Origin of the sequence: Candidatus Accumulibacter sp. ACC005 (assembly GCF_907163215.1) — a bacterium.
GTDB classification, from domain to species: Bacteria; Pseudomonadota; Gammaproteobacteria; order Burkholderiales; family Rhodocyclaceae; genus Accumulibacter; species Accumulibacter regalis.
Window position 1 is genome coordinate 180182 of the sequence record NZ_CAJQUB010000006.1, and the last position, 13604, is coordinate 193785.

At 62.3% G+C, this 13604-nt stretch carries 13 protein-coding genes; 4 read left to right on the forward strand and 9 right to left on the reverse strand.

The window, feature by feature from the left end; all coding sequences use genetic code 11:
* The first annotated feature begins 61 nt into the window (after window positions 1-61).
* The 4 genes from QZ613_RS08015 (at window position 62) to QZ613_RS08030 (ending at window position 2745) form a co-directional block, all read left to right on the forward strand.
* Window positions 62-370 carry a hypothetical protein gene (locus tag QZ613_RS08015; protein ID WP_043569869.1) on the forward strand — a complete coding sequence of 103 codons (309 nt, stop codon included), beginning with the start codon at window positions 62-64 and terminating at the stop codon, window positions 368-370.
* The gene (locus QZ613_RS08020; protein ID WP_291867064.1) at window positions 367-1653 is read left to right on the forward strand and encodes a ferric reductase-like transmembrane domain-containing protein; all 1287 of its coding nucleotides are present in this window, start codon (window positions 367-369) and stop codon (window positions 1651-1653) included. Before QZ613_RS08015 ends, QZ613_RS08020 begins: the two co-directional genes overlap by 4 nt.
* Window positions 1653-2015 carry a cytochrome b5 domain-containing protein gene (locus QZ613_RS08025; protein ID WP_324593431.1) on the forward strand — a complete coding sequence of 121 codons (363 nt, stop codon included), beginning with the start codon at window positions 1653-1655 and terminating at the stop codon, window positions 2013-2015. The genes QZ613_RS08020 and QZ613_RS08025 overlap by 1 nt, the downstream gene beginning before the upstream one ends.
* Before the next feature lie 97 nt (window positions 2016-2112).
* The gene (locus tag QZ613_RS08030) at window positions 2113-2745 is read left to right on the forward strand and encodes an MBL fold metallo-hydrolase (protein ID WP_043569867.1); all 633 of its coding nucleotides are present in this window, start codon (window positions 2113-2115) and stop codon (window positions 2743-2745) included.
* A 112-nt stretch (window positions 2746-2857) separates the two neighbouring features.
* On the opposite strand, the gene lpdA is transcribed toward QZ613_RS08030, so the two are convergent.
* The 9 genes from lpdA to sdhC form a co-directional block, all read right to left on the reverse strand.
* Window positions 2858-4294 carry a dihydrolipoyl dehydrogenase gene (gene lpdA, locus QZ613_RS08035; protein ID WP_291867070.1) on the reverse strand — a complete coding sequence of 479 codons (1437 nt, stop codon included), beginning with the start codon at window positions 4292-4294 and terminating at the stop codon, window positions 2858-2860.
* A 90-nt stretch (window positions 4295-4384) separates the two neighbouring features.
* Window positions 4385-5665: a 2-oxoglutarate dehydrogenase complex dihydrolipoyllysine-residue succinyltransferase gene (odhB, locus tag QZ613_RS08040; RefSeq protein ID WP_291867073.1), complete on the reverse strand. Its 1281-nt coding sequence runs from the start codon at window positions 5663-5665 to the stop codon at window positions 4385-4387.
* A gap of 12 nt (window positions 5666-5677) precedes the next feature.
* Complete coding sequence (locus QZ613_RS08045) at window positions 5678-8518, reverse strand: 2-oxoglutarate dehydrogenase E1 component (protein WP_291903749.1); 2841 nt, start codon at window positions 8516-8518, stop codon at window positions 5678-5680.
* A gap of 111 nt (window positions 8519-8629) precedes the next feature.
* On the reverse strand, window positions 8630-9925 hold the full coding sequence (gltA, locus tag QZ613_RS08050) for a citrate synthase (RefSeq protein WP_043570124.1): 1296 nt from the start codon (window positions 9923-9925) through the stop codon (window positions 8630-8632).
* Between the two features lie 71 nt (window positions 9926-9996).
* Window positions 9997-10251, reverse strand: coding sequence for a succinate dehydrogenase assembly factor 2 (locus tag QZ613_RS08055; RefSeq protein ID WP_291867748.1), 255 nt, complete (start codon window positions 10249-10251; stop codon window positions 9997-9999).
* On the reverse strand, window positions 10251-10964 hold the full coding sequence (locus tag QZ613_RS08060) for a succinate dehydrogenase iron-sulfur subunit (protein WP_043570136.1): 714 nt from the start codon (window positions 10962-10964) through the stop codon (window positions 10251-10253). The genes QZ613_RS08055 and QZ613_RS08060 overlap by 1 nt, the downstream gene beginning before the upstream one ends.
* 24 nt (window positions 10965-10988) lie before the next feature.
* Entirely contained in the window at window positions 10989-12773 is a 1785-nt protein-coding gene (gene sdhA / locus QZ613_RS08065) for a succinate dehydrogenase flavoprotein subunit (RefSeq protein ID WP_291867753.1), read from the reverse strand.
* Entirely contained in the window at window positions 12774-13121 is a 348-nt protein-coding gene (sdhD, locus tag QZ613_RS08070) for a succinate dehydrogenase, hydrophobic membrane anchor protein (protein ID WP_291867756.1), read from the reverse strand.
* Complete coding sequence (gene sdhC / locus QZ613_RS08075; RefSeq protein WP_043570114.1) at window positions 13115-13507, reverse strand: succinate dehydrogenase, cytochrome b556 subunit; 393 nt, start codon at window positions 13505-13507, stop codon at window positions 13115-13117. Before sdhC ends, sdhD begins: the two co-directional genes overlap by 7 nt.
* Window positions 13508-13604 lie beyond the last annotated feature (97 nt).

Consider the following 13604-nt stretch of genomic DNA (forward strand, 5'->3'; position numbering starts at 1 on the left):
TCATGCGGGCCAGGGAAGCGATTGGCGTGAGCGGCGGATCGATAGCGCGAAACGCCTGCCGATGAACCGATTGACGCCAAGACTCCTGCTGGCAGGCGTGCTGCTCGTGGCAGCACTCACCAGTACCCTGGCCGAGGGGCCCTGGCACGCCGCTCGGCAGAACACCTACGGCTGGCAGTTCATGACCCCGGACGAGCGTGTCGAGCACCAGCGGCTGATGCGCAGCTTCGCGACTTACCCCGAGTGCAAGGCCTACCAGACGAAACGGCACGCCGAAATGTCCGCGCGCGCGCGCGCGGCCGGCGTCGTCCTCCAGCCCGCGAAGGAATCCGGCTGCGACAAGCTGCGCGCGCGCGGCCGCCTGCAATGAGCGCTGGGCCGACGAGCACGCCAACCCGCGCCGCGGCGCACCGCTTGGTTGCCCCTGCGGCGGCCCTGTCGATCACCGTGGCCAGCGTCTGGTGGGCGTTCCCGCAGGGCCTGACGGCCTGGCGCAGCGCGGCCATTGTCGCCGCCTGGGCGGGCACAGGACTGCTGGTGGCCAGTCTCCTGCTCATGGTCCGCGAGGCGCACCTGGCGCGCCTGCTCGGCGGCCTCGAGCTGAGCTACCGCTGGCATCACCGCTGCGGCGTGATCGCCTACCTGCTGCTGCTCTGCCACCCGCTGGCGCTGGCGCTCGACGGCTGGGCAGAAGCGCCCCATCTCGCCTGGCAAACGCTCGATCCGCGTGCGCAGTCCTGGCCACTGTGGCTCGGCTGGGCCGGTTTGCTCTCACTGATGCTCGGTCTGGCGACGACTTTCGCCGTGCACCTGCCTTACCGGCGCTGGCGCAGCTTTCATTTCGTGCTTGGCGGCGGCGTCGTGCTCGGCCTGGCGCACGTGTATGTGCTGCTGGGCAACGAGCGGCTGCTCCTCGCCTTGCTGCTCGTCGCCGCGCTGGCCCTCGGCTGGCGCCTGCTGGCCAGTGATCTCGGTCTGGCAGCGCACCCGTACCGGGTGACACAGGTCGAAAAACCGGCGGCTGGAATGATCGAAGCGTCTCTGGCGCCGTGTGCCGCAGCGCTGGCGGCGACCCCGGGCCAGTTTGTTCTCGCCGCCTTCGGCGACGGTGCAAGCTATCACGGCTGCGGCGAATACCACCCCTTCACGGTCAGCGGCATCGATCGGCAAGGCCGGCTTCGCGTCTGCATCAAGGCGCTGGGTCCCTGCTCGCAACGCCTCCAGGACGTCGAGGCGGGAGTTCTGGTACGCCTCGAAGGGCCCTTCGGCAGCTTTCTTGATGACCTGGGTTGCGCGCCACAACTATGGGTTGCCGGCGGCATCGGCATCACCCCGTTCATAGCCCAACTGCGTGCGCAAGGCTGCCGGCAAGCGACGACGCTGATCTACCTCTATCGACAGGCGAGCAACGCGGCGTTCCTCGAAGAACTCGCTGCTGTAGCCCGCGAAGACCCGCTCTTCGAGCTGCTCGCCGACGCCAGCGGCGAGGCGCTGCCCGACGTTGATCGCCTGCTCGCGAGCGTGTCGAGGCTGGGCGAGCGGCAGGTACACCTGTGTGGCCCGCAAGCGCTTCTGGCGGCGTTCACCACGGCCCTGCGTCAGCGCGGCGTCGCCGCCGCGGCCATCCATTTCGAAAGCTTCGATTTCCGCTGATGCGCCGGTTATTCCTCTTCGCCAGCGCAGCCTTCTGGCTCTTAGTACTCGCTTTCGCAACCAGCCAGCTGTGGCTGCCCGCCGCAGTGGAAACGCCGCAGCCGGTCGCCAGCGGCGAGTTCCAGGCGCTCAGCGAAGTGGCCAGGCACAAGACACCCGACGATTGCTGGATGGCGATCAATGACCAAGTGTACGACCTGAGCAATTATCTGCCCGACCACCCGAGCGAGCCGGAAGTCATCGTCGCCTGGTGCGGCCGGGAGGCGAGCGAGGCCTACCGAACCAAGATGAAGGGCCGTGCGCACTCGGCCCGCGCCGATCGCCTGCTCGCCGCCTACCGCATTGCCACCCTCACCCCCTGAAAGCGCCCGGCCACCGGCGCGCGCCTGAGCGATCGGCCGCAGCTTCCCAGGGTATACTTCGCGCTTCCTTCAATCCATCCTGACGCGCGTGTCGACCATGAAATATCAGATTATCCCGGTAACCCCCTTCGCCCAGAACTGCAGCCTGCTATGGTGCGAGCAAACGAGACGTGGCGCGGTGGTTGATCCGGGCGGCGACGTGACGCGCATTCTGCGGGCGGTCGAGGAGAACGGCGTGACCCTGGAAAAGATACTCGTCACCCACGGCCATGTCGATCACGCCGGCGCGGTTGCCGAATTGGCCGAGCGGCTGTCACTGCCGATCGAGGGGCCACAACGCGACGATCAGTTCTGGATCGACGGCATGCAGCAGCAGAGCAAGATGTTCGGCTTGCCGAACGTGCGTGCCTTCACTCCGGACCGCTGGCTCGAACAGGGCGATACGGTACGCTTCGGCGAGGTCGAAATGGACGTCCTCCATTGCCCGGGGCATACGCCAGGGCATATCGTCTTCTTCAGCAAGGCCGATCGCCTGGCGATCGTCGGCGACGTACTCTTCCAGGGTTCGATCGGGCGCACCGATTTTCCCAAGGGCGACTTCGACACGCTGATTTCGTCGATCCGCACCCGCCTCTGGCCACTCGGCAGCGATGTCGCCTTCCTTCCCGGACACGGACCGATGTCCACCTTCGGCGCCGAGCGCCGCAGCAACCCCTTCTGCGGCGACTAGACGAGGGAGATTGGCTGCGGCGACGGCGGGCGAGGTGCTCAGCCGGCACCCCGCCCGCAGCCCTTACGTCGTTACTTCCTGACTTCGTCGTCTCAAGCTGCGGCAAACCCGCTCAGAAATGCAGCGGCCGCTTGTCGCAGGCCAGCGCCGCCTCGTGAACCACTTCCGAGAGCGTCGGGTGCGCATGACAGATGCGCGCCAGGTCCTCCGCAGCGGCGCCGAACTCCATCGCCACGACGGCTTCGGAGATCAGTTCGGAAGCATTCGCACCAATGATGTGCACGCCGAGAATGCGGTCACTGGTGGCGCAGGCCAGCATCTTGACGAAGCCGCTCGCGTCGCCCATCCCCAGCGCCCGACCGTTGGCGGCGAAGGGAATCTTGCCGACCTTGAAGGCCACACCGTCCGCTTTCAGCTGCTGCTCGGTCCTGCCGACCCAGGCGATCTCCGGGCTGGTGTAGATCACCCAGGGGATGGTGTCGAAGTTGCAGTGGCCAGCCTGGCCGGCCATGATCTCGGCGACCATCACGCCCTCTTCCATCGCCTTGTGGGCGAGCATCGGGCCAGCGACCACGTCACCCACCGCCCACACGCCGGGAAGATTGGTACGACAATGCGCGTCGACCTCGATCTGGCCACGCTCGGTGAGCTTCAGGCCGACCTTGTCGGCGTCGAGGCCTTCGGTATTCGGAATGCGGCCGATCGAGACGATCAGTCGGTCTGCATCGAGCTTCTGTTCCTGGCCATCCTGGTCGGTATAGTCGATGGACACCCCTTTCTGCGAGACCTTCACGTCGCCGATCTCGATGCCGGTGACGATCTGCAGACCCTGCTTGGCAAACAGTTTGGCGGCCTCCCTGGCGACATCGACGTCGGCAAGCGAAAGAAACTCGGGAAGCGCTTCCAGGAGCGTCACTTCGGCACCGAGGCGGCGCCAGACGCTGCCCATTTCCAGGCCAATGACGCCAGCGCCGATGACCGCCAGCTTCTTCGGCACGCTAGCGATATCGAGCGCGCCGATATTGTCGCAAACGATCTCGTTATCGACCGGTACGCCGGGCAGGTGACGCGCCCGCGAACCGGTGGCGACGATCACCTGTTTGGCCTCGACGACGGCGTCACCGACCTTGAGCTGCCAGACTTCGCTTCCCGTCCCACCCTTGCGCCCGACGAAGGCGCCATGGCCATTGAGCAGGGTGACCTTGTTCTTCTTGAATAGTCCCTTGATGCCGGTGGTGAGCTGTTTGACGATCCCGTCCTTGCGCCCCACCATCTTTGCAACGTCGATGGTCGGCGTACCGACGCCGATCCCCTGGGCGGCAAATCCGTGCGCGGCTTCCTCGAATAGGTGCGAGGTATGCAACAAGGCTTTCGACGGAATGCAGCCGACGTTCAGGCAGGTGCCGCCGAGACGCGGTTCGCCCTTCGCATCGGCATAAGGATTGGATTCACAACAGGCGACACTGAAACCCAGTTGCGCCGCGCGGATGGCGGCAATATAGCCACCGGGACCACCACCGACAACGAGGACGTCAAATTGCTTGGACATGATAGTTTTCCCTTTCCAGCCGCAGAGAAACCAATGCACGGAGTGCGCACAGCGTAAAGCTCTGCGACTCCGTGCCTCGGTGGTGAGTGCTTATACGCCGAGGAGCAGGCGGGCCGGATCTTCCAGCGCCTCCTTCATCGTCACCAGGCCGAGTACCGCTTCGCGACCATCGACGATGCGGTGATCGTACGACATGGCCAGATAGTTGATCGGGCGGATGACGACCTGACCGTTTTCGACCACCGGGCGGTCCTTGGTGGCATGAATACCGAGGATCGCCGACTGCGGCGGATTGATGATCGGTGTCGACAGCATCGACCCGAAAACGCCGCCGTTGGAGATCGAGAAGGTACCGCCGGTGAGATCCTCCATCGACAGCTTGCCGTCCTTGGCCTTGGCTCCGAACTCGCCGATCTTCTTCTCGATGTCGGCGATCGACAGCTGGTCGGCATCGCGCAGGATCGGCACCACCAGGCCGCGCGGGCTGCCGACGGCGATACCGATGTCGATATAGCCGTGATAGACGATGTCGCTGCCATCAACCGACGAGTTGATGATCGGGAATTTCTGCAGCGCGGCGACGGCGGCCTTGACAAAGAAACCCATGAAACCGAGGCGAACGCCGTGCGCCTTTTCGAAGCGCTCGCCGTACTGCTTGCGCAGTGCCATGACCGGGCCCATGTTTACCTCGTTGAAGGTGGTCAGGATGGCGTTGTTGGCCTGCGACTGCAGCAGACGCTCGGCAACACGCGCACGCAAACGCGACATCGGGACACGCTGCTCCGGACGATCACCAAGCGCCACCGTCACCGCCGGCGCAGTCGCCAGTGCCGGAGCCGGAGCCCGCGCCTCGCTCGCCGCCGGAGCAGCAGCCAGCGGCGCGACAGCGGCCCCGGCGCTCGCGGCTACCGGTCGCACAGCCGGGATCTCGGCGGCCATCGCGTCGGCCTTGCTCACCCGCCCACCACGGCCGGTACCGACCACGTCGGCCGCAGCGATACCTTTCTCTTCGAGGATCTTGCGCGCAGCCGGCATGGCCGCGTCGGCTGCAGTTGCGGCCGCCGTCGCTTTCGCTGGCGCGGCTTTCGCCGCCCCTGCCTTGGCAGCGGGCGCAGCCACCGCACCGGCCTGCGCGGTGGTGTCGATACGCGCAATCACCTCACCTGCAACGACCGTGTCGCCGTCGCCCTTGACGATTTCAACCAATACACCGCCATCGGGTGCCGGCAGTTCGAGAACCACCTTGTCGGTCTCGATGTCGATCAGGTTCTCATCCCGGGCAACCGCTTCGCCGGCTTGCTTGTGCCACGAAACCAGCGTCGCTTCAGCGACCGATTCCGAAAGCTGTGGAACTTTGACGTCGATGATCATTTTCTCTCCGTTCTAGGCCAGTTTGTAGTACTCGATCTCACCAAGCGCGGAGTCGATCAGAGCCTTTTGTTGGGCGTTGTGCTTGCTTGCGTAGCCGACTGCTGGCGACGCGGCTGCCGGGCGGGAGACGAGCAGCAGATGCTGCTTGTCGCTGAGCTCGCGCGACAGATGCTGACGCGAGGCGATCCAGTACCAGGGTCCCTGATTGCGCGGCTCCTCCTGACACCAGACGATTTCCGTTGCCTTGGGATATTTCGCCACCTCCGCGTGGAACGACGCTTGCGGGAAGGGATAAAGCTGCTCGAGACGGGCGATCGCAATGTGGCCGATTTTCCGCTCGTGCCGCGCCGCGACCAGATCGTAGTAAACCTTGCCGGAACAGAAGATAACGCGGGTGACCTTCTTGGCGTTGATTGGCTCGACCTCGCCAATCACGCGCTGAAACTCACCGTCGCTGAGCTCGGCGAGCGTCGATGTGGCGTCCTTGTGGCGCAACAGGGATTTCGGCGAAAAGACGATCAGCGGCTTGCGTTGATTGCGCACCGCCTGGCGGCGCAGCAGATGGAAAATCTGCGCCGGCGTCGTCGGTTGGCAGACCTCCATGTTCATTTCGGCGGAGAGCTGCATGTAGCGTTCGATACGGGCCGACGAGTGCTCCGGCCCCTGCCCTTCATAGCCGTGCGGGAGCAGCAGCACCAAGCCGCTGGCGCGCCCCCACTTGGCTTCACCGGAAGCGAGGAACTGATCGATGACCACCTGCGCGCCGTTGGCAAAGTCACCAAACTGCGCTTCCCAGACCACCAGTTCGTAGGGGTTGGCGGTGGAGTAGCCGTACTCGAAGGCGAGAATGGCTTCCTCCGAAAGGACCGAGTCGAAGCACTGAAAGCTCGCCTGCTTTTCCTGCAAGAAGGCTAGCGGGTAGTAGGTTCCGCGATCCCAACTCTCGCGATTCTGGTCGTGCAGCGCCGCATGACGGTGGAAGAAGGTGCTACGGCCGACGTCTTCACCCGAAATACGAACGCCATAGCTGGAGACGAGCAATGACGCGTAGGCAAGGTTTTCAGCCATCCCCCAGTCTACCGGCAGCTCTCCTTCGCCCATCAGGCGACGGTCGTCGATGATCTTCTTGACCCGACTGTGCAAGGTGAAGTTGGCTGGCAAGGTGGTCAAGCGCTCGGACAGGCGCTGCAGCTCGCCGATTGGCACACGGGTGTCGCAGGTTTCGATGTAGTGCGGCGGGAGGAACGACGTCCAGTCGATGGTCATCGGATGCTTGTAGCCGGCGAGCACCGGGTTGTACAGGAGCTCACCGCGATCGAGATGGGCACGGTAGTCGGCGATGATCTCGTCCGGACCTTCGGGCGCGAGAATTCCCTCGCCAACCAGCTTTTCCGCGTAGAGCTTGCGTGTCCCCGGATGCTGCTGGATCTTCTTGTACATCAGCGGTTGCGTGACCATTGGCTCGTCCTGCTCGTTGTGGCCGAGCTTGCGATAGCAGACGATGTCGACGACGACATCCTTCTTGAAGGTCCTGCGGTACTCCATGGCGACGCTGGTGACCAGCGCCACGGCTTCCGGGTCGTCGCCATTGACGTGAAAGATCGGCGCTTCGGCCATCTTGAAGATGTCCGTGCAGTACAGCGACGAACGATAGTCGCGCGGGTCGGAGGTGGTGAAACCGATCTGGTTATTGACCACGATGTGCACCGTGCCGCCCACCCCATATCCGCGCGTTTGCGCGAAATTGAGCATTTCCTGGTTGACACCCTGGCCGGCCACGGCGGCATCGCCATGAATGAGAACTGCCAGCACCTTGTCCTTGCCGTCTTCGCCGCGACGACGCTGGCGCGAGTAAACCGAGCCCACGACCACCGGGTTCACAATTTCCAGATGCGAGGGGTTGAACGACAGCGTCAGGTGGCAGGGTCCGCCAGGGGTCGACACATCGGACGAGTAGCCCATGTGGTACTTGACGTCGCCGGCAGTCAAATCCTGCGCCTTCCGGCCCTCGAACTCGTCGAAGAGCATCGACGGCTCCTTGCCCAGCGTGTTCACCAGCACGTTGAGACGACCGCGGTGAGCCATGCCGACGACGATTTCGTCAACGCCGCCGGTGCCCGCAACGCGGATCAGTTCGTCGAGCGACACGATCAACGACTCGCCACCTTCGAGCGAGAAGCGCTTCTGACCGACGTAGCGCGTATGCAGGTAGCGTTCGAGCGTTTCGGCAGCGGTCAGGCGCTCCAGCATGCGCATGCGCTCGGCGGCGGTATAGCTGGGCTTGGAGTGAATGCGCTCAAGTCGATCCTGCACCCAGCGCTTTTCGGCAAGGGTGCTGAGGTACATGTACTCGACGCCGATCGAGCCGCAATAGGTCGCTTTCAGGGCGTCGAGGATCTGGCCGAAAGTGGCGCGTTCCGGGACCCCCTTGAACGAACCGACGGCAAACACGGTGTTGAGGTCAGCGTCGGAAAGCCCGTAGTGGGCCGGGTCAAGCTGTGGCAGATCCGGGCGCGGCGTACGCTTGAGCGGGTCGAGGTTGGCCCAGCGATCGCCCGCGAAACGATAGGCGGTGATCATCTGCAGAATGCCGACCTGTTTCTTGTCGTCGGCCGGAGCCACCGCAGCGGCGCGATAGCCGCCTTTTCTCGCCTGTTCGGCGAAAGCATTGACGACCGGCAAGTGCGGCACGTCGCGCGCGACATGACCCGGAAGCTGCGCCAGCTTGTCGAAATACTCGCGCCACTGCTCGGAGACGGAACCGGGATTGTCGAGGTAGTTTTCGTACAACTCCTCGACGAAGGGCGCGTTGCCGCCAAAGAGGAGGGAGTTACCAAAAAGCTGATTCATCATGGCAGTTACCTGTCGTCACGGTCCTGGTTCGGATTGCGAAAACCTGCAGCAAAAAGCCGCAGCATGAAAAAAGGGCGGCTACCGTCGCCGCCCCTCGAAGTCGCTCAGGTCTTAGCGCTGAGCGGCCGGGATCACGTCGCGCCTTGCTGCCCCCATGTAGAGCTGACGCGGGCGACCGATCTTGTACTCCGGGTCGTTGATCATCTCTTCCCACTGCGTCATCCAGCCCACGGTACGTGCCAGGGCAAAGATGCAGGTGAACATGGTGGTCGGAATACCGAGCGCCTTCTGGACGATACCTGAGTAGAAATCAACGTTCGGATAAAGTTTCTTCTCGATGAAATAACTATCTTCGAGAGCAATCCGTTCGAGTTCCATCGCCAGCTTGAACAGGCGGTCATTCTCCAGACCAAGCTCTTGCAGAACGTCCTTGCAGACCTCGCGCATCAGCTTGGCGCGCGGATCGAAGTTCTTGTAGACCCGGTGCCCGAAGCCCATCAGCTTGAAGGAGTCGTTCTTGTCCTTGGCGCGAGCGATGTACTCGCCAACGCGCGAAACGTCGTGGATTTCCTCGAGCATCTGCAGGCAGGCCTCGTTGGCACCCCCGTGCGCCGGGCCCCAGAGACACGCGATACCGGCCGAGATACAGGCATAGGGGTTGGCGCCGGACGACCCGGAGAGACGAACGGTCGACGTCGACGCGTTCTGTTCGTGATCGGCATGCAGAGTAAAGATGGTGTCCAGGGCATGCACCAATACCGGATTCGGCTTGTACTCTTCGCACGGCGTTCCGAACATCATGTGCATGAAGTTGGCGGTGTAGTCGAGATCATTGCGCGGGTACATGAACGGCTCGCCGACATGGTACTTGTAGGCCATGGCAACGATGGTCGGCAACTTGGCAACGATGCGGTTGAAGCTGATGTTCTGGTGCTCCAGATCGGAGAAATCCTCCGCTTCGTGGTAGAAAGCGGAGAGCGCGCCAACGACCCCGACGAGAATGGCCATCGGGTGAGCGTCGCGCCGGAAACCCTGGTAGAACTTGACCAGTTGCTCGTGCACCATGGTGTGATTCTTGATGTTCTTCTCGAAACTGACCTTTTCCGCCGGCGTTGGCAGCTCGCCGTTCCACAACAGATAGGCGACCTCGAGGAAGTTGCAGCTCTGCGCCAGTTGCTCGATCGGATAACCGCGATAGAGCAACTCACCCTTGTCGCCATCGATGAACGTGATCTTCGATCTGCAACTTGCCGTCGACAGATAGCCGGAGTCGTAGGTGAACAAGCCCGTCTTGGCGCCCAGGGTGCGAATGTCGATGCAATCATTGCCGTGGGTAGGCGTCATGATCGGAAACTCGACGGGGTCGCGCCCTTCGATGTTCAGAATTGCTTTACGTTCGGTCGTCATTGGTTTATCCCCGTTCAGGTATTGAAGGCACAGCATGGAACATAAAAAGGCGCAACATTATGGCACCTTTCTTACTTGACTCTTACAGTTCGCAATAGGGCAAGGACTTCGGCCTGCACGGGATCCGCGCAGTCGCGGCTGCCATTGATCAGCGGCCACAACTCCAGGTCTTCCATATCGGCCAGAATGACGAAGGCGTCCGCCTGCTCCGGACCAAGGGTCGGGAAAACGCGCTCGAGAAACTCCCCGAGCAACAGGTCCATTTCCAGCATCGCACGGCGCGTGCAACGCCAGCGCAGGCGGTTGATTCTCTCGCGCTCGTCCATCAGATGGCGCGACGAACCATCATTTCCTTGATCTTGCCTATCGCCTGCGTCGGATTCAGGTTCTTCGGACAGACATCGACGCAGTTCATGATCGAGTGGCAGCGGAACAGTCGATAGGGATCCTCAAGGTCGTCCAGGCGCTCGTTGGTCGCCTCGTCACGGGTATCGGCGATGAAGCGGTAAGCGTTGAGCAGGCCGGCAGGACCGACGAACTTGTCCGGATTCCACCAGAACGACGGGCACGAGGTCGAACAGCAGGCGCACAGGATGCACTCGTAGAGACCGTTGAGTTCGTCGCGCTCTTCGGGCGACTGCAGACGCTCGCGTTCCGGGCGCGGGCTGTCGTTGATCAGATAGGGCTTGACCGAGTGGTACTGCTTGAAAAACTGCGTCATATCGACGATCAGGTCGCGGATCACCGGCAGGCCGGGCAGCGGCCGCAGCACGACCGGCTGCTTGAGCTCCTGGATGTCGGTGAGACACGCCAGGCCGTTCTTGCCGTTGATGTTCATTGCATCCGATCCGCAAATACCTTCACGGCACGAGCGGCGATAGGACAGCGTATCGTCATTCGCCTTCAGACGGGTGAGCACGTCAAGCAGCTTGCGATCGATCGCGAAATCAACCTGGACCGACATGTCCTGCATGTAGGGCGCGTCGTCCTTGTCGGGATCGTAGCGGTAAATCTTGAACTCCATGGTACTGGTGGCCATAATCATTAACTCCGTGGCATACGATCAGTAGGAGCGCGTCTTCAGCGCGATGGTTTCGACGGTCAGCGGGGTCATGGTCACCGGCTTGTAACTGAGACTGCTGCCCTCGCGTTCCCAGAGCGTATGCTTGTGCCAGTTGACGTCGTCTCGCCCATTGGGGTTTTCCGGCGTGTCGGGTGCGTCGTCGCGAACGTGCGCACCGCGCGACTCCTTGCGCGCTTCGGCCGAGACCAGCGTCGCCTTGGCGACTTCAATCAGGTTGTCGAGTTCCAGCGCTTCGACGCGCGCCGTATTCCAGACCTGCGACTTGTCCTTGATCTCGGTCCTGGCGACCGCTTTCTCGATCTCGACGATCTTGGCGACGCCTTCGACGAGCATGTCCTTGAAGCGGAACACACCGCAGTGCTTCTGCATCGTGCGCTGCAACTCGAGACGGGTTTCGTTGACGTTGCTGCCGCCGGTCTGGGTATTCAGGCGATGCAGGCGCGCCAGCGTGCGCTCGGCGTAGGCGGCCGGCAGGTCCTTGTGCACGATGGCACCCGACGCCAGGTCCTCGATCACCGAATCCCCGGACGACTTGCCGAAGACCAGCAGGTCGAGCAGCGAATTGGTGCCCAGTCGATTGGCGCCATGCACCGAGGCGCAGGCCACTTCGCCAGCCGCGTAGAAACCCTTGACCGGCACCCCGTCGGCGGAGACCACCTGCCCTTTGAAGTTGGTCGGAATACCGCCCATCTGGTAGTGGCAGGTCGGCACCACCGGAATCGGCGCCTGGATGGGGTCGATGCCGGCAAACTGGATCGAAATCTCGCGAATTCCGGGCAGACGCTTCATGATCGTCGCCGGATCGAGATGGGTAATGTCCAGGAGGACGAAATCCTTGTTCGGCCCGCAACCGCGACCTTCGTTGATTTCAGTGACCATGGCGCGGGAAACCACGTCGCGAGACGCCAGATCCTTGGCGTTCGGTGCATAGCGCTCCATGAACCGCTCGTTGTCCGAGTTGCGCAGAATGCCACCCTCGCCGCGCACACCTTCGGTGATCAGCACTCCTGCACCGGCAACGCCGGTCGGGTGGAACTGCCAGAACTCCATGTCCTCAAGGGCAATGCCGGCACGCGCCGCCATGCCAAGGCCATCGCCGGTGTTGATGAAGGCATTGGTCGACGAGTAGTAGATACGGCCCGCACCACCGGTTGCAAAGATCGTCGCCTTGGCGTGGAAAGCGACGACTTCGCCGGTCTCCATTTCCAACGCGATCACTCCGAGCACCTGGCCCGACTCGTCGCGGATCAGGTCAAGCGCCATCCATTCGACGAAAAACTGGGTGTTGGCGCGCACGTTGCGCTGATAGAGCGCGTGCAGCATCGCGTGTCCGGTGCGGTCGGCAGCGGCGCATGCACGCCGCACCGGCTTCTCGCCGAAGTTCGACATATGCCCACCGAATGGCCGCTGATAGATCTTGCCCTCGTCAGTGCGGTCAAATGGCATGCCAAAGTGCTCGAGTTCGACGACCACCTCGGGCGCCTTGCGACACATGTACTCGATCGCATCCTGATCACCGAGCCAGTCGGAACCCTTGACCGTATCGTACATGTGCCAGTGCCAGTGATCTTCCTCTGAGTTTCCCAGCGAAGCCGAAACACCGCCCTGTGCCGCCACGGTGTGTGATCGCGTCGGGAAGACCTTCGACAGCACGGCCGTCTTCAATCCGCCCTCGGATAGCTGAATCGCCGCGCGCAGCCCAGAACCTCCTGCACCAACGATGACAGCGTCGAATTTACGTACCGGTATGCTTGAATTGCTCACTTACGTTCTCCACAGAATCCGAATCGCCCAGCCGGCGTAGCCGACCAGCACCGTAGCCGTCGCAATCATCAGCAGCAGGCGAATTCCATCCGGCTTGATGTAGTCCATCCAGATATCCCGGATGCCGATCCAGGCGTGGTAGAAAAGGCTGATGAAGAAAAGAAAGGTCGCGAAGCGCATGAAGCCGCCGGCAAAGACTCCCCGCCAGGTCTCCAGCGAGTCGGGCCCGACGGAACCGATAACCACCAGGAAGATCACCGTATAGACGGCCATGATGATGGCCGTCGCGCGCTGGATGATCCAGTCCTTGAGGCCGTAATGGGCCCCGACAAGAATACGATTTACCATAGCACTTTCACCCCCACGATCAGCGTCAGGGCGATGCTGACGCCGAAAACGATCTTGCTCGAAAGCACCGCGGACTTGAGGTCGATGCCCTTGTGCAGGTCAAGCAGCAGATAACGAATGCCGGCGCAGAAATGGTGCATGTAGAACCAGATCAAGCCGAGCAGAATGATCTTGACCAGGGCATTGTCGACCACGCCCTTGAAGCTGGCAAAGGTCTGCGCAGACGTCAGGCTGCTCTCGAATAGCCATAAGAGAAAAGGGAGCAGGAGGAAGAGTGCCGCCCCGCTGATCCGGTGAATGATCGACAGGATTCCCGGAAGCGGTAACCTGATCGTCGGCAAGTCCAGATTCTTTGGACGCTTTTTCTTGATTGCCATCTCTGCCATGGACGTCATCCCTCATGTGTGATACAGCAGCATGCCTAACGCATGCGTTCCCCTTCAAAACCACGCCCGATTATAAACCATCCAGGCGCGCCTTACT

Excerpts from the sequence above, each read along its gene's own strand:
- QZ613_RS08025 (WP_324593431.1), top strand. The coding sequence starts at position 1,653 with ATGCGCCGGTTATTCCTCTTCGCCAGCGCAGCCTTCTGGCTCTTAGTA.
- gltA (WP_043570124.1), bottom strand. The coding sequence starts at position 9,925 with ATGACGACCGAACGTAAAGCAATTCTGAACATCGAAGGGCGCGACCCC.
- QZ613_RS08060 (WP_043570136.1), bottom strand. The coding sequence starts at position 10,964 with ATGGCCACCAGTACCATGGAGTTCAAGATTTACCGCTACGATCCCGAC.
- sdhC (WP_043570114.1), bottom strand. The coding sequence starts at position 13,507 with ATGGCAGAGATGGCAATCAAGAAAAAGCGTCCAAAGAATCTGGACTTG.
- odhB (WP_291867073.1), bottom strand. The coding sequence starts at position 5,665 with ATGATCATCGACGTCAAAGTTCCACAGCTTTCGGAATCGGTCGCTGAA.
- QZ613_RS08045 (WP_291903749.1), bottom strand. The coding sequence starts at position 8,518 with ATGATGAATCAGCTTTTTGGTAACTCCCTCCTCTTTGGCGGCAACGCG.
- QZ613_RS08015 (WP_043569869.1), top strand. The coding sequence starts at position 62 with ATGAACCGATTGACGCCAAGACTCCTGCTGGCAGGCGTGCTGCTCGTG.
- QZ613_RS08020 (WP_291867064.1), top strand. The coding sequence starts at position 367 with ATGAGCGCTGGGCCGACGAGCACGCCAACCCGCGCCGCGGCGCACCGC.
- lpdA (WP_291867070.1), bottom strand. The coding sequence starts at position 4,294 with ATGTCCAAGCAATTTGACGTCCTCGTTGTCGGTGGTGGTCCCGGTGGC.
- sdhD (WP_291867756.1), bottom strand. The coding sequence starts at position 13,121 with ATGGTAAATCGTATTCTTGTCGGGGCCCATTACGGCCTCAAGGACTGG.
- QZ613_RS08030 (WP_043569867.1), top strand. The coding sequence starts at position 2,113 with ATGAAATATCAGATTATCCCGGTAACCCCCTTCGCCCAGAACTGCAGC.
- QZ613_RS08055 (WP_291867748.1), bottom strand. The coding sequence starts at position 10,251 with ATGGACGAGCGCGAGAGAATCAACCGCCTGCGCTGGCGTTGCACGCGC.